The organism is Pseudomonas sp. ANT_J12, from assembly GCF_008370045.1.
GTDB lineage: Bacteria > Pseudomonadota > Gammaproteobacteria > Pseudomonadales > Pseudomonadaceae > Aquipseudomonas.
On record NZ_VOBN01000004.1, the window covers coordinates 119841 to 140352 of the forward strand.

Below are 20512 nucleotides of genomic sequence, written 5' to 3' on the forward strand. Positions count from 1 at the left end.
TTCACCACTCGCGGTAGGCAATGCCGTTAAGGCCTTTGCCCCGGGCCTTGGAGTAGACGTCAAACACGTCTTCGCCTTCCCGGGGGTTTTGAGCCGTGCTGTCGTAGGAGCGCAGGCCCCAACCACCTTCGTCGTTACGCTTGACCGGCAGCAACGGGTCATGGGGCACCCGGCGCAGGAAGTAGAACTTGGCACCCTTGGCACTGCGCACATCGCGCACGCCGTCCACCAGCACTTGCAGGTTCGGCGGGTAGCCGCTGCTGTTCAGCGACTTCTCGATATAGCCGGCGTCGAAGGCGCGCTTGTAGGCGTCGATGGCGTCGCGAATCTGGTACAGCGCCGCGCGCATGTCCTGCTCCTTGCCCCGGCGCACCACGGTTTCGGTCAGGGGCGCGGCCATGCCGGCCAACAGGCCGATCAGGGCCAGCGTCACCACGACTTCAATCAAGGTAAAACCGCGTTGGGAGGCGTTCATGATCAAGGCTTCTCGACGACAACGTGGGCGGATGAGGCCACAGGGGTGGTCATGACGTCAGTGTGAATCGCCGTGTCCATGCCACGATCGGGTGCCTGGATGTGCATGCTGGTTTCGGTGCCGGTAGGGAATTCCATGTCCGACGGGCTCTGGTACGGCAGGTTGCGCACGATGCGCGGGGTGATCGACAGCACCAGTTCCGACTTGCCGACCGTGTCCTTGTTGCTGCCGAACAGACGGCCCAGTCCGGGGATGTCGCCCAGGCCCGGAATCTTGTTGCCGGTGGCGCCATGGTCGTTGCGCACCAGCCCGGCCAGGATCTGGGTTTCGCCATCGTGCAGGCGCAACGTGGTCTGGGCGTTGCGGGTGTCGACCTGCACCGGAATCGTGCCCTGGCGGGTCGGTTCCAGCGGCGTGGCGTTACTCACTTCCAGGGCAATCTTGATCGCCACTTCGTTGTTCAAATGCACGATCGGCTGCACTTCCAGCTTCAGACCGACATCCAGGTATGTGACGCTTTCAGTGATCACCGGCCCCTGGGTGGACGGCACCGACGTGGCGCTGATGATCGGCACACGCTGCCCGATATGGATCCGCGCCTGTTCGCGGTTGCTGACGCGAATCACCGGGCTGGCCAGGGTGTTGATGTCGTTGTCCTGGGCGTTGATCTTGGCTTGCGGCGACGGCGAGATTGAGATCCGGCTGGAGTTGATGCCCCGCAGTTGATCAAGAATTGTCACCCCCGAACCGTCGCTGTTGACCACGCCGAAGGTGTTCGGCCATTGCAGGCCCAGGTCAAGAATCCGCTGGGTGGCGACTTCCATCACTTCCACTTCGAGGATCACTTCCGGGTCGGACTGATCCTGGGATTGCAGGAGTTTCTCGGCCATGCGCACCGCGTCTTCGGTGTCGCGCATGGTCAAGGTGTTGAGGCGCTCATCGACGAACACGTCGCGGGTCTTGAGCATGGTTTTGATCATGTTCAGCGCGGTGTTGGCATCGACGCTGGTCAGGTAGAAGGTGCGCATCACCAGCTCCTGGTAATCCTTGACCTTCTGCGGCGAGTCCGGGTAGATCAGCAAGGTGTTTTCGTTCACCACCTTCTGGTGCAGCTGGTTCTGTTGCAGCAGCAGTTCCACGGCATCTTCGATGCGCACGTCACGCACGAAGATCGTGGCTTTCATGTCCGGGCGCAGGTCCTTGTCGAAGATGAAGTTCAGCCCGGCGACCTGGGACAGCACTTCGAAAATGGTCTTCAGGTTGGCGTCGCGAAACTCCAGGGTCACCGGCCGATCCAGCCGCGTGCGCAGTTGTGGATAGGGAATCACGTTGCGGCTCTGGACCAGGCGGATATTGCCTTGCAGCTCCAGGGCGCCTTCATTTTTCGGGTCGAGTTCGAGGATCTGTTTGACCTGGCGGTCGGCGCCGTAGATATCGCCCCGTCGCAGGTCGCCCCGGGCCAGTTCGAGTTTGTCGTCCTGGCTGCGCAGGTAGTCGAGTTGCTTCAGGGAATCCTGGGCCCGGCGGTTGCTCGGTTCGATGGTCAGCACCCGACCGTAGGCCAGGCGTGCCGCTGGAAAGTCCCGGCGCGCGCGGTCGGTATCGCCCGCGGTCAGCAGCGCGGTAATCGCCTTGGCCCGACCAGTGTTCAGCAGCAGGTGCAATTCGGTATCCCGAGGGTCTTCCCGCAAGCCTTCCTGGATGCGTGCCAATCCGGCTTCGTACTGACCTTGTTCGATCAGGTCGGACGCTTCTTTGTTAGCCACCTGCGCGGAACTGCACGCGGCCAGCGCTGTGGTCAGACACAGGCTCATCAGCAAACGGGATCTGTTCATTGCGTGCTCCCCACAGACAAAGTCTGGGCCAAATGCAGAGGCAGGTAGACCAGGCTCAATTCCACATCGGAAATGCCCTCGATCCGCCAGGTGTCGTCGATCACATCCCCTTTGCGTACGACGTATATTTTTTCGCCGTTCTGCAAAAACACTTGCAGATCGGCACGGTCATGGAGCTTGCCAACGAACTGGAACGGCATCGGCGGTGCGCTGGGGATTTGCACCACCGGGGTCAGGTTGACGGGTTGTTCGGTGACGCTGGCCAGTTGCGGTGCAGCCTTCCAGCTGCGGGCGGCGAACAGGTCGCCGGATGGGCTCAAGTCCTTGATCGGCGCGGCTTTGCCGCTGTCCACGGCGGCCGCTGTTTTGCTTTTGGCGGGTGTGGCCACGGTGGCGACGCTGAGCTCGCCGTCCTCCGGTGCTTTCAAGTAATCAGGCAACCAGGCCAGCGCCGCCGCCACGCCGAAGAACGCCACCCACCCTGCTACGCGCTTGGTATTCATCACGACCTCGACAGGTAAAGGGTCATGCGGATCCGTCCGGTGAGGTCGGTGTCGGCGATCTTCTTACGCTGGAACTCCACGTCCTCCACCACCACCGCCGGCAACTGCCCGAGCAAGGCATGCAGGAAACGCCGCAGTTGCGGATAGCTGCCCCGCACCGGCAGCAGAATCTGATAGCGGGCCAGATGGGTCTTGGGGTCGATGCCCAGCGAGTATTCACCCCGGGCCAACGTGATGTGTTCCAAAGCGGCCAGGGCGTAGATCTTGTCGATGGCCACCGTGGCCTGGGGCTGGGACGGCAGTTTGCTGCGGAAGTCATCGAGCTGGCGTTGCGGCACCACCGGTGGCGCAACGCTGCCGTCCTCGACCCTGGCCAGGTACTCGCCGGCTTCGCGGGTTTGCTGGCTGAGGCTTTGCAGTGACTGCCAGTCCGGCAGCAACCCGCCGAGGGCAAACACCAGCGCCAGCGCCACCAGCGCTATCCCGGCCAGGCCAGGAATGCCCAGGCCTTGCAGGTATTCATGAACGATCAGTCTAGGGATTTGCATCGCCAATCTCCCAGGTCGCCGACAGGTTGAATTGCACCGGGTGTTCCGGCACGTTGGCGACGATTTCGTGGCTGAGCAGGGACACGTCCGACAGCTCGTCGCTGGCTTCCAGACGTTGGTGAAATTCGAGCATCGCTTCCAGGTCCCGCGCCTCGGCGCTGATCCGCACCTGGCCCTTGCGTGCATCCGGGGTCAGGGTCAGCAAGGCAATGTCATCGCGGGGCATGGCTTCGAGCATGGCGAACAAGCGTTCCCAGGGCCGACGCAGTTGCTGGGAGACCTTGCGCATTTCGGCGAGGTTTTGCGCTTGCTCGCGGGTCTCGGCCGGGGTCAGGCCGACTTTGCCGCCCGTATCGCCGGTGAGTTCCCGTTGCGCGTGTTGCAAGTGACCTTGTTGTTGCGAGGACTGTTGGTCGAGGTGCTGCTGGGCAAAGAAGCAGGCCAGGGTCAGCGCCACGCCAGCGGTCAACAGGCTCCAGCCCAAGGGACCGGAGCGGCGGCGTGGCTGGAAGTCGAGGGTCAGGGCGCGCATGTCAGGCCACCGCCCGGGACATCACGTACAGGCAATCCCGTACCGATGTCCGGTCCTCTTCGAGGGTTCTGAGGTGCACACCCGGTACATCGGGCGGCGACTCGATGCGTGCCGGGGCGTGCAGATACACGTTCAATGGCCGTTCGCTGGCGGAGGCCTGCAACTGGTTTTCCCGGCCAATCAGCGCGGTGAGCGCGACATCACTGTCACTGCTGCCCACCGAACGCACCGAGGTCCAGCGCCCTTCCCTTGCCAGCAGCAACACGCTGCGCACCGGTTCGGCGACCACGAACAGGAAGTCCCCGGCATCGAAGCTTTTATCGAAGTGGTTGAACGCCGCCATCAGGTACGGTTGCACCGAACGCAGGCGCAAACCGCGACCGCTGACCAGTGTGCGCAGGCGTTCCAGCAAGTCCTGGGGCAAGGCCGCCGCGATGCGGTCGTAGCCCGCCGGTTCCGCCGACAGCACCAGGTTCCAGGGTTGGCTCGGCGCGCCATAAAGGTCTTCGAAACACAGTTGGGCGAAGCCGAGCAATTCGTCGGGGCTGCTGATCTGGTCGCTCCAGGGCACCAGGCAAAAGCGGCTGAAGTGCCCGGAAATCACCACGCTCAATTCGGCACCGGCGCGAGCATGTTCGCCGAGCAAACGGTCGAGGGTTTCCAGGGCGACGGTCCAGGCGTGGAAGCCTTCGTCGATAAACCCGACGCTGCCCAGCCAGCGGGTGTCGCTGCCCTGACGCTGACCGAGGCCGACGCCACTGGCGCCGAGCACGGCCACATAACGATCACGAGACAAAAGTGACACGATTGATCTCCTCGAGCGTGGTCCGCCCCGCTTGCACCAGTTCCAGCGCCGACTCACGCAACAAGCGCAAGCCACGTTTGCAGGCGTGGGCCTTGATTTTCGATATGGGTTGGCGCTCGACGATCATTTGCCGCAGTTCATCGTCGAGGTGCAGCAGTTCGGCAATCGCCGTACGCCCGCGATACCCGGTGCCCCGGCAATGGCCGCAGCCCTTGCCGTGGACGAAGTGGTAATGCGCAACGTGTTGCGGGTCGAGCCCGGACAGTTGCAGTTCTTCTTCGGTTGGCTGGTGCGGTGCGCTGCAACTGGCGCACACCAGGCGAATCAGGCGCTGGGCGAGCACAGCGTTGAGCGCCGAGACCAGGCTGTAGGGGTCGATTTCCATCTGGGTGAAACGGCCGATCACGTCGAACACGTTGTTGGCGTGAATGGTGGTGAACACCAGGTGCCCGGTGAGGGCCGATTGCACGGCGATTTGCGCGGTGTCGGGGTCACGGATTTCACCGACCATGATTTTGTCCGGGTCATGGCGCAGGATCGAGCGCAGGCCTCGGGCGAAGGTCAGGCCTTTTTTCTCGTTGACCGGGATTTGCAGCACACCAGGCAGTTGATATTCCACCGGGTCTTCGATGGTGATGATCTTGTCCACGCCGTGGTTGATCTCGGTGATCATCGCGTAGAGGGTGGTGGTCTTGCCGCTGCCGGTGGGGCCGGTCACCAGCACCATGCCGTAGGGTTCGGCGGCCAGGCGGCGCAGTTGCTTGAGGGTTTCTTCTTCAAAGCCCAGGGCCTGCAATTGCACGCCGCTGACCTTGTCCGCCAGGTCCTGTTTGTCCAGCACCCGCAGCACCGCGTCTTCGCCAAAAATGCTCGGCATGATCGACACCCGGAAGTCGATCTGCCGGCCGCTGATGCCGATTTTGAAGCGACCGTCCTGGGGCACGCGTTTTTCGCCGATGTCCAGTTCGGCCATGACCTTGACCCGGGAAATCACCTGTTCGGCGAACTCGCTGCCCTGGATCTTGCTGATGTTGTTCAACACGCCATCGATGCGGTACTTGATCACCAGGCCGCTGCCGGTGGTGCCCAAATGGATGTCGCTGGCGTGCATTTTCAGCGCGTCGTAGAGGGTCGAGTTGACCAGTTTGACCACCACGCTGGCGTCTTCGCTGATGCTGGTCAGGGACAGACTTTGCAGGTTGTCGATCTCGACGCCGGCCTCGGCCTGGGCGTTGAGCGACTCCACCGCGTGGAAGCTTTCTTCGTGGCGGGCCAGGTAGGCTTTCAGGTCGTCGGCGTGCACCAGATACAGCGGCGCGCCGTGCAGGCAGTCGTCGATCCAGGCCAGGCGCGCGGTGTCGAACGGGTCGGCAAACACGCCGATGACCGCGTCGTCGTGGCGCAGCAGGATGAATTCGCGCTTGAGGCATTGGGCCAGGGTGACCCGGTCGAACACCGGGGTGGCGCGGAACAGCGTGTCGGTGTCGAGCACCGGGTAATGCAGGGTGGCGCCGAGGCACTGAATGAAGGGCATGGGGGCCAGTTCGCACAACACCCCGAGGGCGTCCAGCACCCGTTCGCCGGAACTCGCGGCCCGCAGCCGCGCCTGGGTCAATTGCTCACTGGAAAAGCGTGAAGGTGCAGGGTCCAACGGTGCCGGTTCTACGGCCAGTGATAGACGTTCCATGGCTTGCTCTCCAACGCCGGGGGCTTAGAGCCCTGTCGGCGCGGCAGGCCATTGCGGCGGGAGCCGGAACGTCGTGTCGCGCCACTACTCCCCGGTGAGCAATTGTTCGTCGTCCGGTGCCAGCGAGGCCGATGTTCGTCGGCGGTCCGCCAGCACCCAACTGCCGTCGTACAACTGCAGCGGGAAACTCTCGGTCCTGCTCTGGCGTCGTTCGACGAAACCTTCGGAAGTGCTCGCGCCCGCTTTGCTTTCGCGTTCCATCCCCAGAAGGTCGCAGACTGCACGGGCCAATTCCGCCAATGGAAAGGGTTTGAACAGGATATGGCTGACACCTAACTGTCGGGCCCGCTCACAGACTTCAGCGGTGGGGTGCCCGGTGATCAGCACAAAATGACACTTCCTGTTCTGGCGGACGGCATCGAGCACCTCAAAGCCTTCCATATCCGGCAAGCGGTAATCGAACACCATCACATCGGGTGCAAAACGTTCGGCTTCGCCGATTGCCATGGCACCGTCGTGAGCTATCCGGACTTCCAACGCTTGCGCCTGAAGGTAATTCTTGAGGTTTTCGGCAAGCAGTTGTTCGTCTTCGACAACCAGTACTTTGTTTAACAAGGTCGACTCCTTGAAACCGCAGGTCCGAGTACCGAGCCTGGTGGAGTGTGTGCCTTACAAGGGCTAACGCACACTTCATGCCAGGCCAAGCGCCGGGATTAGTATCTCTTCATGTCCTTGAATTTGAAGACAATGCCATATCGTCCAGAATCCCCTCCCCCCAAAGCCGGGGAAGCGCATGGATTGGCATTGAAGCTTTTCCCCAGTATTGGGGGGAAGGTTCAATCATCGTCAATCCGCTCGATTCGATTGCTGGATCGCAGTTGCGCCAGAACGTCTCGACGAGCCTGGGCCTTTTGCTGTCGGGCAAGGTACACCCGGACTGTTGCAAGCCCCTGCTCCTCTGTGACATCGGTCGCCTCCTGGTGGTTCTGTAAATAGATCAAATGCCAGCCGACCGGTGTTCGCACCGGCTCACTGACCTGCCCCGGCTTCAGGGCGAACGCCGCCGCTTCGAATGCCGGCATCATGCGCCCACGTGCGAAATAGCCCAAGTCCCCGCCAGCGCTGGCCGAAGCGTCTTCGGAACCGCTGCGGGCGACGCGTGCGAAGTCTGCGCCTTGGGCGATTTGCACACGCATCTCCTCTAAGCGTAGTCGCGCGGCTTCGACTGTGGCGGCATCCGCGTCCTGGGGCACCTTGATCAGGATGTGCCGGGCCTGGATCTGCTCGGGGCTGCTCATCTCGGCGCGGTGCTGTTCAAAAAAGGCCCTGACTTGCTGTTCGTCCGGCTCCGCCACGCGGGTGAGGTCGGCGAATACCTCTTGGGCGGCCAGTTCGCGGCGGGTGTATTCGGCAAAACCGGCCTCGTCGAAACCGGCGTCTTGCAGTTTGCGGGCGAACACCTCGGCGCCACCGATGGCCTGACGGGTCAGCGCCACTTGGCTTTGCACCGTGACATCGCTGATCACCACCCCGCGCTTGACCGCTTCCTGCCACAGCAATTCCTTGTCGATCAGCGCATCGAGGGCGGCCTGGCGCAATTGCTTGTAGGCCTTGGGATTGCGAATGCTGGCCACGGCCCGGCCCTGGTCCTCCAGGAATTCGGCGAAATAGCGCTCCAGGCGAAACTCGGAAATCTCCGCGCCATTGACCCGCGCGGCGGCCGGCTCGTTATTGCTCAAGGCCACGGGCACCCAAAGCATCAGCAGCAACAGTAGCGTCTTCATGATCGAAGCCTCCCATCAGGGTGTGACGGCAATGGGTTTATAGGGCGCGACCAGATAAAAGCGTTGGTCGGTCAGGTCCACGGTGACGATATGCGCGCCGCTCAGGCCCAGTCGGCGGCCGGGGCCGAAGCTGATCCGCGGGGTCAGCCCGGTGTCGAAGTCGTGCAGGCCTTCGAGGGCGCTGATGAGTTTTTCGCGGCTGGCATCGCGCCCGGCCTGCTTCATGCCTTCGCTGAACAGCAGCATCGAACTGAACGCGCCCACTTGCAGCACCGCATGTTGAGCGCCGAGGCCCTGATGCTCGCGCAACATCGTCAGGGCCGTGCGCCCGGACTGAGTCCAGTCGCTGGGCACGAAGGGATAGGCGAGGAACACCCGCCGGGAAAATCCGCCGGGCACCTGCAGCAAATCCCCCGCCACCTGATTCGAGGCGGCGAACAGGTAAGGCACCTGCCCCGCCGTCTGCAAGCGCTCGGCCAGGTGCGTGAAGCCGCCGCTGCTGCCCAGGTAAAACACCGAGCGCGAGCCCAGCGGCAATTCGTCCTGGGCCGAGTCGTAGGCTTGCAGCCGCACCTCTTGCCAGTTGTGAGCCTGCAAATACTGGCCGAGGCTTTGCGCCGCCAGGCGTTGGCCCGGGTCCTGCGGGTAGACAATCAGCGTCGGCCCCGGCAGCACTCGCAGGCTGTCGGTGGCGTAGTCGGCCAGGGCGATCAGTTGCTCGCGCAAGCCTGGCAGCGGTTCGAAAATCTGCCGACTGGCCTGGGCCGTGCCCAGCAGCGACTGCGGGCCGATCAGCGGCACACCGGCGCGTTCCAGACGAGCGGCCAGTTCCGCGTCCAGCGCCGGGACCAACGGCGCAATCAGGGCGAACACCTGCTCTTGCTCGATCAACCGATCCAGGGCCTGCTCGGCGCTGGCGCGGTCCGGACCGGGATCAAGGATGGTCAGGCGCAACGTCCGGCCATGAATCCCCCCCGCCTCGTTGATCCGCGCCACGCTGCCCTGGAGCACCGCCGCCACCGTCGCGCCCTCCTCACTCAAGGGGCCCTGGCTCGGCAACAAGGTGCCCAGGTGCAGGCTGTCGGGGCTCAGGCCCGGATCGCGGTCTTCGCCCAGGCGCTTGAGGTAAGCGCTGAGATCCCGTTGATCCTTCATCGACAGCACGAACCGCGGCATGGCCGGGTCGAGCTGATTGTTGCCGGGGTCGCGCCCTTCCTGAATCGCCCGGGCCAGCGTGCCTTCGGTGTAGGCCGGATAATCGCGGCCGTTAATCTGCTGCTGACCATAGCGGCTGCTGAGCCGCGACCAGTTCAGGTCCGGCGGCCGCACTCCGCCCTCCGCTCGCCCCTGGCCGTCGGCGCCGTGGCAATTGGCGCACGGCAGGCTGCTGGCCGGCAGCACAATGTCCGCCGCGCCGACCCGCGCCATCACCGGTTCACCACTGCCCGATAACCCCTCGCGGTACAGGCGCTTGCCCGCACTTTCACTGGGGTTGAGCGGCAAGGCGCTGGAACTCAGGCTGAGGCTGGCGAGAACGATCAGGAGGGCAATGTTCATGGCCCGGACTCAGCGACCGACCACAGGCATTGTCAGCAACTGCAAGCGCTGGGCAATGGCGGCGGCCGGGGCATCGGGACGGATCTTGCTCCAGCGTTTGTTGGCCACGTCACCGACGATCAGTTGCGTGGAATGCTGCTCGGGGGTCGGCACGATCTGGCCGATGCGCCCCAATACCAGATCCATTTGCGCCTTGTCGCCGGTTAAAAAAAGCCAGTGCGGGTCATCGACGCCCTGCTTCAAGGTGTAAGCCTTGAGGACCGCCGGGGTGTCCCGCAGCGGATCACTGGTAAGGGAAATGAAGGTGATGCCGTCGGCCTTGTCGCCCAGTACCTCGCGCACTTCCTTGAGCTTGCGGGTGATCAGCGGGCAGGCATCGTTGCAACGGGTGAAAATCACGTTGAGCAGCACCACGCGGTTTTGCAGGGCATCGCTGTAGAAGCGCAGGGTGTTGCCGTTCTGGTCCTGCAATGGCGTGTCGGTGAACCAGGTTTTGGCATCGCGGGTGCCGGTGGCCGGTGCGGCGGCGGCCACGGTCGGCGTCGGTGCTTCGTGCTGTTCGTGGGAAAACGCCAGAAAGCTGATCACGCAAAAGCACATGGTCAGGAAGATCAGGATCAGGGCTTTCATGGCTGAGTCTCCATGGCGATCGCGGTGTGTTTGGCGTGGGCATTGCGTTGGCCGCTGAGTTTTTCCACTTCACGGGTCAACACCGTCGGGTCGGTGAAGCCGTAATAGCGGGTCCAGTGGCGGCTGTTGCCGTCGCCGACCATGATCAGCGGCGCGTGATTCTTGAAGTCACCGCTGAAGGTGCCGAGGCCCTTGAGGGTTTCGGTCACCGATTGCGGGGTGCCGGTGAGCCAGCTCCAGCCCGGGCCGTTCTGGAAACTGCGGGCGTATTCGTTCAAGCGTTTGGGGTCATCGCGCTGGGGATCGATGCTGATCGACACCAACTGCACCTCTTTGCCGACCCGGGCACCCAGTTGCTTTTGCACCTTGCCCATGATCGACGACACCACCGGACACACCGTGGTGCAACTGGTGTAGATGAAGCCCATCACCACAATCTTGTTGGTCACCAGGTCTTTTTCCAGGCGTACCGGTTTGCCGTACTGGTCCACCAGCGCGACGTCGGCGAATTTCACCTGGGCGCTTTCCTGGGTCTTGGCCGGCGGCGCATTGTGCCCGGCGTGTTCATCCGCCGAGTGCGCCAGGGCCTGGCCGATGCCGGTGGCCAACAGGCAGAACGTTAACAAGCCACGGTGTGCGAATCGGTTCATGTCAGTTTCCTCTTCGGTGAGCATCGCCGGGCAGGACCCGGACGCTGGCAAAGGTCTTGTCATCGAAACTCGCGCCCAGGGACGCCGCGCGGACATGCAGGTACCAGGCGCCGCTCTGGTCGAGGGTCACCGGCGCTTCATACACGCCGTCGCCGACATCCAGCGCCGCGACTTCCTGGGCCCGGGATGTCGGGGCGCGGAAGTAACGCACCTGCACGTCCTTGACCCCGCTGCGTTGGGTTTTCCCGGGGCCTTCAACGATGCGAAACCGCACGACATACGGGTCGCCCACTTTCGCGGTGTACTTATCGAGCAGGAATTCCACCTTCGGCACGCCCGGGTGTTGGGCCAGGTTTTTGTCCGGTTCTACCAATGCGGTGAAGCAATGAATGATGTTCGGTTGGTTGAGCAGGAACGCCACGTCGAAGCGCCCCGCCGCCGGCAGCTTGATCCGTGCGCTGTACAGCCCCGGCTCGACCTCGCGCAAACTGCGGTCGATGACCATCGCCGCCCGCGCCACTTGCCCGCGATTGGGGTAGCCGGACATCGGTGCGTTCATGCCTTCGGCGTAGAAGTAGGTGGTGTTGTCCACCGGGTTGACCACGAACACCGCGTTGTCGTCCCGAGACACCGCCAGGCTCGACGCCAGCGGTAAATCACCGGCCAGGCGTGGCACCTGGGGCCCGGCTTCGAAACCCTGGCTGATCGGCGTGCGACCTTCGCCCAGAGACGCGAGGTTGATCATCGTCACCTTGGCTGAGGCCAGTCCGCGCACGTAGGCATAGGCCTTGGTGAACACCACTTGGTAGGGTTCGGCGGAGACGTCGATGTTGTGGATCAGCGAATTGGTGGCGGCGTCGATGATTTCTGCACGGTTCTCCAAGGTGTTGAGCACCACGCCGAAACGGCCGTCGGCGCTGAAACCCATCGGGCCCAGGCCCTGGCTCAACTTGATCACCCGCCGCACCGCCAGGCTGCTGGTATCGACCACGGTCACGGTGCCGTCCTGGCCATCGGCGACGTACACCGCTTGAGACAGCGGCGAGTACGCCACCGACAACGGGTGCGCGCCGGTCTTGAGTTGTTGGACGATGGTCAGGCTGGCGATGTCGATGAGGCTCAGGGTGCCGTCGTCGCGGTTGGTGATGAAGGCATGGCGGCTGTCCTTGCTGAAAGCGATTTCGTGGTGGCCACGGCCGGTGGCGAGGTGTTTGAGGGTTTTGAGGCTGCGGCTGTCGATCACCGTGACCCCGGACTGTTCGGCCGTTTGGGCATTGTTGCCGACCCACAGCAGACGCTCGTCCGGTTGCAGCGCGACGCGCACCGGGTTGCTGCCAGCGGCGACCGAGTCGAACAACTTGAATTGTTCACTGTCGAGCACGGCCACTTCCCCGGCCGTCGGCATCGAGATGAACACGCGTTTGTTGTCTTTGGTGGTGACCCAGTCCATCGGCGGTTGCTTGAGATCGATCCGGGCCATGGTGCTGGTGATGCCGCCGACCGACACGGAAGGATCGACCACTGAAACGCTGGCATCGCGGCTCATCACCAGCAGGAAGTAGCTGTTCAGATCCAGCAGGGGCCGCGCGTTGATACTGGATTTAAGGAACACCCCGACCCGGGATTTGCAGCTCTGTTCACGGCCCTGGGCCTGGTCGGCAGCAACGGTTTCCGGGTCGAGCCAGGCGCCGGGGTTCACCCCCGACAGCGGCTGCCCCGAGCTGCTGTCGCTGACCCGGAACTGCACGTCGGCAAAACCGCCTTCGCGCAAGACGCCGTCCTCGGCCAGTGGTCGCACCTTGAAGTCCACCGCCACCCCGTCACGGGCCAGTGTCTGGCCGCTCCAGGTGTCGGGTAACGCGACCTCGCTGAGCAGCGTCGGCGGCGCCGTGCGCCAGATACCCAGCCACAGCAGCACCGCCGCGACAACCAGCGCACACCCGGCGATTTTTATTGTTCGGTTCATACCGCCTCTCCCTTACCCATCCACCACACCACACCCCTGTAGGAGCGAGGCTTGCCCGCGAAAGCGTCATCCGCCACACCGCCAAAACCACGTCGATCCCTTACCTGTAGGAGCGAGGCTTGCCCGCGAAGGCGTCATCCGCCACACCGCCAAACCACGTCGATCCCTTACCTGTAGGAGCGAGGCTTGCCCGCGAAAGCGTCATCCGCCACAACGCCAAAACCGAGTCGTCCCCCTCGCGGGCAAGCCTTGCTCCTACAGCGATGGCTTCATCCGCCACACCTACGGAGCCGGCGCCGGTTCAGGTTCATTGGTCACCCGCAACAATCCCCACAACCCGGCGGTGTTGCCGTAGGCGGCGTAGTCGCGGAACAGGTAGTCGCCCGGTATCGCATTGCTGCCCCCGGCGCTCGGGTGCATGAAGCTGAAGTGCGCCGCCGGCAGGATGCTTTCGTGGGCGCCGATGTACATCGACATCGGGTTGTAACCGAACCGCACCGAACCCACCCCGGGTGTGCTCATCGGATAGCCTCCGGTGTCGCTCTTCTCCGACTGGAACGGGTTGACCGACCACACATGCCCATCGAGCTGGAAGGTCGAGCCACGGCTGCCACCGGTCGGCATCAGGATGTGCGTGCGGAACGGTTGCCCCGGTTTGGCATACAGCACCGGTGTCTGTGGATCGCCCCCCACCAGCGCATTGCTATAGGCCATGTGCGCGTTGGGCACGTCGCCGTAGCCATTGCCATCGGCGTGCCCGAACGGTGCGTCCGGCGCCAGGCCGAAGCGGAACCACATCGGCTCGGTCTTGTAGTTGATCGCCATGCTCGAGTTGTCCTGGGGATCGGTCGGCACACCGTTGCCTTCTGCGGCGATGCCTTCCACCGGACGCCCATTGGCCCAGCGCATGTTCAACGCCTTTTGCCAGACCATCGCAAAGTCGCGATAGGTGGTTTGCCCTGGCGCAGTGACTGTCGCATTCACCTTGCGCGCGTCCTCAACCCAGGTCGCACCGATCGGCAGGATGCTCATCGCGCCACCGAGGCCTTTTTGTGGCTGCTTGATCACGTCCGCCGGGGTGAAATTCAAGCCGCCGAACTCCACCGCCGTGGCGTTGATGTTGTCGACGCTGCGCCCCAGTTGCGAGATCGGCTTGCCTTCGCGCTCCAGGTGCCCGGCGTAGTACTGATAGGTACGGGTCGGGTACGGACCGGTATTGCCAACGCGTGGCGGCACGGTCTGGATCGGGTTGGCGCCCACGTTGGTGCCGTCGGATTTGGTGATGTCATACGCCAGTAATTGCGCATGCAGACCCACCGTGCTGGATGGCCGCATCAGGTTGTTGCTGAAGGTCGTCGAGCCCTCGCCACCGTTGCGATCACGCTTGACCATCCCCATCATCGAGGCCGTCTGTGCCAGGTCCGGCATCACGCTGGGCAGACGGTTTTCCAGGGTGATGTTGATGCAGTCTCCGGCCGCCGCGCGCAGCACCAGCGGTTCGACAGGCACACCGGGTTTCAACTTACCGGTGACCGGATCGAGGTCAGCCTTGCGCACGTAGAGAATCGCCGTCGGATCATGCAACGGACCGCTTTGCCCGCCGATGGTGAAGGTCGTCCCGTCCTCAGGGTCGTTCACCGTGACTTGCGGAATGCTCACGGCCCGCGAGTTGTACACCAAGGTGCCACCCGCCGGATTCAACGGCCCGCCGACGTGTTGGCCGAGCCCCGCCGGGTCGGCCATGGACAGGTTCAGCGGGTTGCCGAGGATGTCGTTGGCCAGCGCCGCGACCACTTCATAGTTGCGCTGCACGGTGGGCCGGGTGCCGATGCCATTGGGGTTGGCGCCAATCCGTGGGCAAGTCCCGTCGAAGGCCACGGTGTTGCGCATGCCCGCCGGTTTCGGGTTGTTCGGCAGCGCAAACAGGTCGTTGCGCTGGGCCGTGTAGTTGCGCATCACGCCCCAGATCCCGCTCCAGTAACCTTCCAGGGACGCGTCCATCGAGTACAGATAATCCCCGGTGGTGGCCGCCGAACTGGAGAGCATCGACACTGGCGCAATAAAGCCCATCTGCTCGGAAATCCCGATCATCTGCGACGAGCGCCAGCCGGAGTTGGAGCTGTTACCGAAACCGGAACCGCTTTGCAGCCATTTCACGCCATGCAGGGTCACGTTGTGCTCCTCTTCGTGACCGCCGGCATGCACCCGCAGCCGCACGTTGTCACCGGTGTAGGTGCGCAGCATCGGGGTGAACGGGTCGCCTGGTTCGGCGCCGCCCTTGTTGATGTGCGGCGGGAACAGCGTGGTGCCGCCCGTTGGGCCGGTGGCTGCAGTGACCAGGTTCGGCGCCAGGTTCATTGCCGGAATCGCCCGATCAGTGCGGCTTTGCATGGCGTACGCAAGGTCGCCGCCGAGGCCGTCGGCCTGCATGCCGCGCTTGCCATCCGGGCCGACCTTGTTCGGGTCGTACACCCGCAGGGCGAGCGGTTCGTTGCGGTAATTGACCACGAACATCCCAGGATCATCCACCGAGATGGCTTGCGGGCAAGGTCGGCTTGGGCAACCGGGCGTCAGTCCACCGCGGGCTTCGACCACCTGCTCAAGCAGGGTCTCGGCTTCCTTGCGCACCGGAGGGTTGATCGCGTAGCGGAAGCTGTCCGCAGTGGCCGGGAACGCTTGTGGATTCGGCACACCATTGGGCCCGGCGCCCACGTACACGCCAGCTTCATAGGCGTGCTGGAAGTCGCTGTATTCGAGGAAGAACTCACGGAAGCTGTCGTTCTTGCCGTCGCCGTCCAGATCGCCCGTGGACACCACCGCTTGCCATGAAGTCGGCCCGCCATCCTGGCGCGCGCCGCTGTACAACGGCTCGCCGGTTTCGGCGTGGAACCAAGTGGAACCGGCCGGTTCGGCCAGCACGGTGGCGTACAAGCCAATCTGCTGGTGAGTCGATGGGCCGAGGTGGTCGTGGGTGAAAATCGTGCCCAGGCCACGGTCGACACCTTTGGCATTCACCACCGGGTCGACAAACCAGCGCTGCATCGCCGTGCGCGCGCCCATCCAGTCCGAGCGTCCATATTGGCCGAAGAACGGGTGCGCCTTGGCTTTCGGACAGGCCGGCGTGCCGTCCCGTGGGTCGGTGCCTTCGCACTGGTTGAACTCGCGAATGGCGTGGATGCGTTCTTGCACGGCGCCGGGGGAAAGCACGCCGTCTTCGTAGTTCCAGCCGTTGGCCGAACCGTCGGCGGCGGTCAGGTCCCATTTGGGCAGGTGGATGTGCTGGCCGATCACGTCGGTCGGCGTGCGCACCTGATAGTCGTCCATCTCATAGGTGGCCGGCACCAGGTTGGTTTGCTGGTACTGCACGCAGTCGAAGGTGTTCATGCGCATCACCAAAGGCTCTGGCGGACGCTGCTTGGTGATTACCGGCCAGGCGTCTTCCCACAGGGCGAGGATGCGCGCTTGCGGGAAGTGGTAGCCGACCTTGTTGTACACCGCGTCGAACTGGATATTCGCGGCTTTGTAGATGCGCGGACGGTCAGCGGTGAAGGTCGAGGAACCGGTGAAGGACAGGCCGTCGACCCGCTCGCCGCTGTTGAATTCGCCGGTACCGGCGCTGGCGGTCAGGCGTTTTTGCCGGTCGTCCATGCACGGTTCGTAGTACGGCGCACCGGCAATCGGCAACGCGCCGTTGGTGCGGAACGCCTTGGCCACGATTTGATTACCGGGCAGCAGCGCGAAGCTTGGGTGATCCTTTTTCGCGTGGAAGGCCATGGCCGCCTGCTCGACTTCGGTGCCCTCCTCCGGCATGTAGATCGGTTTGGCCCGGGTCACTTCCTTGGAGAAATCCAGGGACGTGGTCACGGTGTGCGCAGTGCCGCCAGAGGAAAAGCCATCCAGGGAATGCCGGCCCAAACCACCGTCCCAACCGCCGGACTGCGCCGGGTCGAGGTTGGCCCACAGGGCATTGCCACTGGTTTTCAAGGTTTGCGCCTTGGCGGCGTCGAGCATGTCCAGCGGTGGTGTTGGCGGACGTTGGCCGACCGAACTTTCCATGCCGCCGATCCAGAACGGATAGCCGGGGTTTTTCAGGCTGCCGTCGGCATTGCGATTGGCTTCGCTGCGATCCACCAGGGCCAGGGAGCCGATGGCTTGCGTGCCACCGCCCTGATGTTCGCCGTCATCATCGTCATCATCAGCCACCAGGGTTTCGCCGATTTTCGGCACCACGGCGACCTTGCCCGGCATCGGCGCCATGGCCTTGCCTGGCAACGGCACAACCGCAGGAATCGGCGTGCCGGCGACAATCTCGCCATCGGGCAAGGCCCGCGCGCCCGCCGCCGGTTTACCGCTGCGCAAGGCATAGGGTTCGCTGTGATAACCGTCGGCGCCCTGCTGCGACACTTCGAGTTTGGTGCCTTCTTCGAACACATCGTGGACCCGCCACATGCTCCACATGCCTTGGGCAAAATGCGGATAGAAGTGGCAGTGATAAATCGCATCGCCGGCCACGCGGTTGCGGTTGCCCGACCCGCCGTTGGCGATTTCGTAGGTGTAGCCGGCGCCCGGGCCGATGCCTTGGGCGTCCACGTAGTCAGAGTTATCGTCGTTCGGGTTGAACAGCCACTGATGGCCGTGCAGGTGAAAAATATGCTGTTCGTGGCCGTTATGGGTGTTGCGGAATTTGACGAAGTCACCGATATAGCTGTGGTTGACGTTGGCCGGCTCGGACGGATACAGCGCCATGGTCGCCTTGACCCCGACCTGATCGGCGCGCGGTGTTTCGCCGGGGCGAATGTTTTCCAGGCCGGCGTTGGCCGGCACATCCACCAGCATCGCTACATCGCCCACGGTGTGGGAACTGAGGAAGAATTCTTCATAGGCGCAGGACAGGCAATCGTGCATCGGCCCGACGCCCAAGCGGTTGGCCACCACCTCGGCGCCCATGCCGCCAGAGCCGTAGTTGATCATGAACGAGTCGCGGGTCGGTTCCAGCACGTGGGCCATCACCGGGTCCGCCCAATACGCGGGAAAGGCTTGAGTGGCGGCGGTTTCGTCCTGGAACTGCGAGGCGAAATCGCGGAACGGCTCCAGCCGATTCGGAATCGCCGGGTTGCGTTTGCCGATGGCTTCCAGCGGATAGGTCGAGGGCGGGAAGCTGCCGTCGGCGTTGCTGCCCATCACGATCGCGTCGCTCTCGCTGGAAATGATTTCATTGCCATCGACCATGCTGATGATCGGCGTGCCGGCCTTGCCTTCACGGATCCACGGTTCGCGCTGCGGGTAGCGCGCCTGGTAATCGACAATCGGCTGACCGGCGGGCGTGCGGCCGGTGCTGGCCAGGCGCATTTCTTCTTCGGTGACGGTATTGCGATAAGTGCGGCCGCCCTTGGGCACCACCACTACTTCGCCGAACAATCCGTTGGCGACGTTACCCGCATCGCCTTCGCCGCCGAAAGTCGCACCGCGACTGCTGGCGGCAAACGCGCCTTCGCGCTCGGCGTACAAGGTATAGGAACGGCTGGCGCCAGGGGCGATCAAGGTGTTGGCGTTGCGCCCGGTGTAGGACGCGATGTCGTCGATGCTGTTGACCGCTTGCAGGCCGTTGACCTGGAAGCCGACGTGGCGGTCAGTGACTTGCTCATCGACTTTGAAGTTGCCTTCGTTGCCAATGGCTACTTCACCCTCGATTTCACCCACCTCCCCGCTTTCGTGACTGCCAGGGTTGGCCTGATAGGCCAGCAGGTTTTGCAGGTTGACGGTCAGGCAGTCACCGGCAGCAACCCGCAACACCAGCGGCCGTGGACGCTTGTCGGGGCGCAGCGAGACTTTGCCCGGCACCGCCGAACCACCCAGCGCCAGGGAGCGGTCATGGTCATCGACCACATCGCGGCGCAAGGCGAACATCATGCCGTTGGCGTTCTGTGCGCCGAGGCGGTTGAACATCAGCGGCTGGTCGAGCGCCACGACGTTGGCCACCAGATTGCGCTCGCAACGGACGGCCGCTTCGGCCATCTCGATGCCCAGCACCGACGCTGCCAGCAGCAGCCAACTTAACAAGGACGGAATGTGGTGTATGCCGGTCATGATCACGGGCCTCGCTGTGGGTGCTCACAGGAATAATTCTCGACAAGTCCGGTTGAGCAATCTGCATGCCATAAATTATTTGTTTGTATATCAATCTGTTAGAGAAACGAGTTGATAAGCCGGGGGATATTCCCCACCCATTCCCCACATTCCGGGCGTACCCGGGTTGCCCCACATTTGGGGCAACCTGCCCCATCACCGTCGATCACAACGGCGCATCCACGGCCAGGCCCTGCAAACGCCGGTACTGGCGCAACACGCTGGGCACATAACGCTGGGTTTCGGCGAACGGCGGGATCACCCCGCCTCGGCTGAGCACCGCTTGAGGTCCTGCGTTGTAGGCCGCGACGGCGAGGCTGATGTCGTTGTCGAACAGGGTCATTAGGCGCTTGAGGTAACGGGCGCCGCCCTGGATGTTGGCCTTGGGGTCGTAGACGTCGGTCACCCCCAGCTCGCGGGCGGTGTCGGGCATCAATTGCATCAGCCCGCCGGCGCCTTTGGCCGATGTCGCGTCGGCGTTATAGCGCGACTCTTCCCGGATCACTGCGTGCAGCAGCGCGGCCGGTAATTGATTGGCCGTGGCCGCCGCCGACACCAGCGCGGCGTAGGGCTGATTGGCGATCATCTGCGGTTGCTGATCCATGCTCAGCTGGGCGGATTCGGGCTCGTGAATCACCCGTTCATAGTGCCGTCCGGGGCGGTGGACATTGGACAAAACGTAGCTGCCCTTGGCATCCATGGAAACGAAGACATCGGCCTGGGCGACGCCGCTCAGCAGCAGCGCGCCGAGCAGTCCTGCGGTGAGAGTTTTCATGTTTCATACCTCCCCTGGCCGGCCCCGAAAAACGGGGCTTATGCCCCAATGGCCGGTAGTCAACCAGCCATACGCAAGCACTGTGCCGTCGGCGCCAAGGCCCGGATCACAAGGGGTTCAGCGGTATCTCCAAGCGTGAGCATGGCAATTGCATACGCCTTGATAGCGACCCTGCTGCCCACTGGATTGAGGTCATCATGAATCAGCGTCCGTGTTCCGCCCCGCGCCTTCAACGCGGGTTCACCTTGCTCGAATTGTTGGTGGTGTTGGTGGTGCTGGGGTTGTTGGCCGGCATCGTCGCGCCGAAGTATTTCGCCCAACTCGGGCGCTCGGAAGTGAAGGTCGCCAAGGCGCAGATCGAAGGCCTGAGCAAGGCACTGGATCTGTACCGGTTGGAGGTCGGTCACTACCCGTCCACCGAGCAGGGTTTGCAGGCGCTGGTGACCGCGCCGAGCGATGAAACCCGCTGGACCGGCCCTTACTTGCAGAAAAAACTGCCGATGGACCCATGGGGTCGCGCCTACACCTACCGCTACCCCGGTGAAAACAGCGAGTACGACTTGCTGTCGATGGGCAAGGACGGGCAACCCGGCGGCGAAGGCGAAAACGCTGAAGTCACTAACTGGCAATAAGCGGAGC

General features: G+C 63.3%; 16 protein-coding genes. 1 reads left to right on the forward strand and 15 read right to left on the reverse strand.

Translation table 11 applies throughout. From position 1 onward, the window contains the following. Window position 1 precedes the first annotated feature (1 nt). From FQ192_RS11335 to FQ192_RS11405, 15 genes are all read right to left on the reverse strand, one after another. Window positions 2-475: a type II secretion system protein gene (locus FQ192_RS11335; RefSeq protein WP_123406547.1), complete on the reverse strand. Its 474-nt coding sequence runs from the start codon at window positions 473-475 to the stop codon at window positions 2-4. 2 nt (window positions 476-477) lie between these two features. Then, window positions 478-2310: a secretin N-terminal domain-containing protein gene (locus FQ192_RS11340; protein ID WP_149658704.1), complete on the reverse strand. Its 1833-nt coding sequence runs from the start codon at window positions 2308-2310 to the stop codon at window positions 478-480. Further along, window positions 2307-2813: a hypothetical protein gene (locus FQ192_RS11345; RefSeq protein WP_149658705.1), complete on the reverse strand. Its 507-nt coding sequence runs from the start codon at window positions 2811-2813 to the stop codon at window positions 2307-2309. The genes FQ192_RS11340 and FQ192_RS11345 overlap by 4 nt, the downstream gene beginning before the upstream one ends. Beyond that, complete coding sequence (locus FQ192_RS11350) at window positions 2813-3361, reverse strand: GspMb/PilO family protein (RefSeq protein WP_149658706.1); 549 nt, start codon at window positions 3359-3361, stop codon at window positions 2813-2815. Before FQ192_RS11350 ends, FQ192_RS11345 begins: the two co-directional genes overlap by 1 nt. Further along, window positions 3348-3893: a PilN domain-containing protein gene (locus FQ192_RS11355; RefSeq protein WP_149658707.1), complete on the reverse strand. Its 546-nt coding sequence runs from the start codon at window positions 3891-3893 to the stop codon at window positions 3348-3350. Before FQ192_RS11355 ends, FQ192_RS11350 begins: the two co-directional genes overlap by 14 nt. Before the next feature lies 1 nt (window position 3894). Then, window positions 3895-4698 (reverse strand): hypothetical protein, encoded by an 804-nt coding sequence (locus tag FQ192_RS11360; RefSeq protein WP_149658708.1) that lies wholly within the window; start codon window positions 4696-4698, stop codon window positions 3895-3897. Beyond that, complete coding sequence (locus FQ192_RS11365) at window positions 4679-6385, reverse strand: GspE/PulE family protein (protein WP_149658709.1); 1707 nt, start codon at window positions 6383-6385, stop codon at window positions 4679-4681. Before FQ192_RS11365 ends, FQ192_RS11360 begins: the two co-directional genes overlap by 20 nt. Before the next feature lie 84 nt (window positions 6386-6469). Beyond that, window positions 6470-7000 carry a response regulator gene (locus FQ192_RS11370; RefSeq protein ID WP_149658710.1) on the reverse strand — a complete coding sequence of 177 codons (531 nt, stop codon included), beginning with the start codon at window positions 6998-7000 and terminating at the stop codon, window positions 6470-6472. Window positions 7001-7221: 221 nt separating this feature from the next. Further along, a complete protein-coding gene (locus FQ192_RS11375) occupies window positions 7222-8169 on the reverse strand; it encodes a peptidylprolyl isomerase (RefSeq protein WP_149658711.1) in 948 nt (315 codons plus the stop codon). 15 nt (window positions 8170-8184) lie between these two features. Beyond that, window positions 8185-9726, reverse strand: coding sequence for an ABC transporter substrate-binding protein (locus FQ192_RS11380; protein WP_149658712.1), 1542 nt, complete (start codon window positions 9724-9726; stop codon window positions 8185-8187). 9 nt (window positions 9727-9735) lie between these two features. Beyond that, on the reverse strand, window positions 9736-10356 hold the full coding sequence (locus tag FQ192_RS11385; RefSeq protein WP_149658713.1) for an SCO family protein: 621 nt from the start codon (window positions 10354-10356) through the stop codon (window positions 9736-9738). Next, on the reverse strand, window positions 10353-11006 hold the full coding sequence (locus FQ192_RS11390; protein WP_149658714.1) for an SCO family protein: 654 nt from the start codon (window positions 11004-11006) through the stop codon (window positions 10353-10355). Before FQ192_RS11390 ends, FQ192_RS11385 begins: the two co-directional genes overlap by 4 nt. A 1-nt stretch (window position 11007) precedes the next feature. Continuing rightward, window positions 11008-12972, reverse strand: coding sequence for a YncE family protein (locus FQ192_RS11395; protein WP_149658715.1), 1965 nt, complete (start codon window positions 12970-12972; stop codon window positions 11008-11010). Between the two features lie 282 nt (window positions 12973-13254). Further along, a complete protein-coding gene (gene mnxG, locus FQ192_RS11400; protein ID WP_149658716.1) occupies window positions 13255-19059 on the reverse strand; it encodes a manganese-oxidizing multicopper oxidase MnxG in 5805 nt (1934 codons plus the stop codon). A gap of 205 nt (window positions 19060-19264) precedes the next feature. Beyond that, window positions 19265-19873 (reverse strand): lytic transglycosylase domain-containing protein, encoded by a 609-nt coding sequence (locus tag FQ192_RS11405; RefSeq protein WP_149658717.1) that lies wholly within the window; start codon window positions 19871-19873, stop codon window positions 19265-19267. Window positions 19874-20070: 197 nt separating this feature from the next. Between FQ192_RS11405 and gspG the strand changes: the two genes are divergently transcribed. Further along, window positions 20071-20505 carry a type II secretion system major pseudopilin GspG gene (gene gspG, locus FQ192_RS11410; protein ID WP_149658718.1) on the forward strand — a complete coding sequence of 145 codons (435 nt, stop codon included), beginning with the start codon at window positions 20071-20073 and terminating at the stop codon, window positions 20503-20505. The last annotated feature ends 7 nt before the right edge of the window (window positions 20506-20512 follow it).

Coding starts and splice junctions, on each gene's coding strand:
- FQ192_RS11335 (WP_123406547.1), bottom strand. CDS start 475: ATGAACGCCTCCCAACGCGGTTTTACCTTGATTGAAGTCGTGGTGACG.
- FQ192_RS11340 (WP_149658704.1), bottom strand. CDS start 2,310: ATGAACAGATCCCGTTTGCTGATGAGCCTGTGTCTGACCACAGCGCTG.
- FQ192_RS11345 (WP_149658705.1), bottom strand. CDS start 2,813: ATGAATACCAAGCGCGTAGCAGGGTGGGTGGCGTTCTTCGGCGTGGCG.
- FQ192_RS11350 (WP_149658706.1), bottom strand. CDS start 3,361: ATGCAAATCCCTAGACTGATCGTTCATGAATACCTGCAAGGCCTGGGC.
- FQ192_RS11355 (WP_149658707.1), bottom strand. CDS start 3,893: ATGCGCGCCCTGACCCTCGACTTCCAGCCACGCCGCCGCTCCGGTCCC.
- FQ192_RS11365 (WP_149658709.1), bottom strand. CDS start 6,385: ATGGAACGTCTATCACTGGCCGTAGAACCGGCACCGTTGGACCCTGCA.
- FQ192_RS11375 (WP_149658711.1), bottom strand. CDS start 8,169: ATGAAGACGCTACTGTTGCTGCTGATGCTTTGGGTGCCCGTGGCCTTG.
- FQ192_RS11380 (WP_149658712.1), bottom strand. CDS start 9,726: ATGAACATTGCCCTCCTGATCGTTCTCGCCAGCCTCAGCCTGAGTTCC.
- FQ192_RS11385 (WP_149658713.1), bottom strand. CDS start 10,356: ATGAAAGCCCTGATCCTGATCTTCCTGACCATGTGCTTTTGCGTGATC.
- FQ192_RS11390 (WP_149658714.1), bottom strand. CDS start 11,006: ATGAACCGATTCGCACACCGTGGCTTGTTAACGTTCTGCCTGTTGGCC.
- FQ192_RS11395 (WP_149658715.1), bottom strand. CDS start 12,972: ATGAACCGAACAATAAAAATCGCCGGGTGTGCGCTGGTTGTCGCGGCG.
- mnxG (WP_149658716.1), bottom strand. CDS start 19,059: ATGACCGGCATACACCACATTCCGTCCTTGTTAAGTTGGCTGCTGCTG.
- FQ192_RS11405 (WP_149658717.1), bottom strand. CDS start 19,873: ATGAAAACTCTCACCGCAGGACTGCTCGGCGCGCTGCTGCTGAGCGGC.
- gspG (WP_149658718.1), top strand. CDS start 20,071: ATGAATCAGCGTCCGTGTTCCGCCCCGCGCCTTCAACGCGGGTTCACC.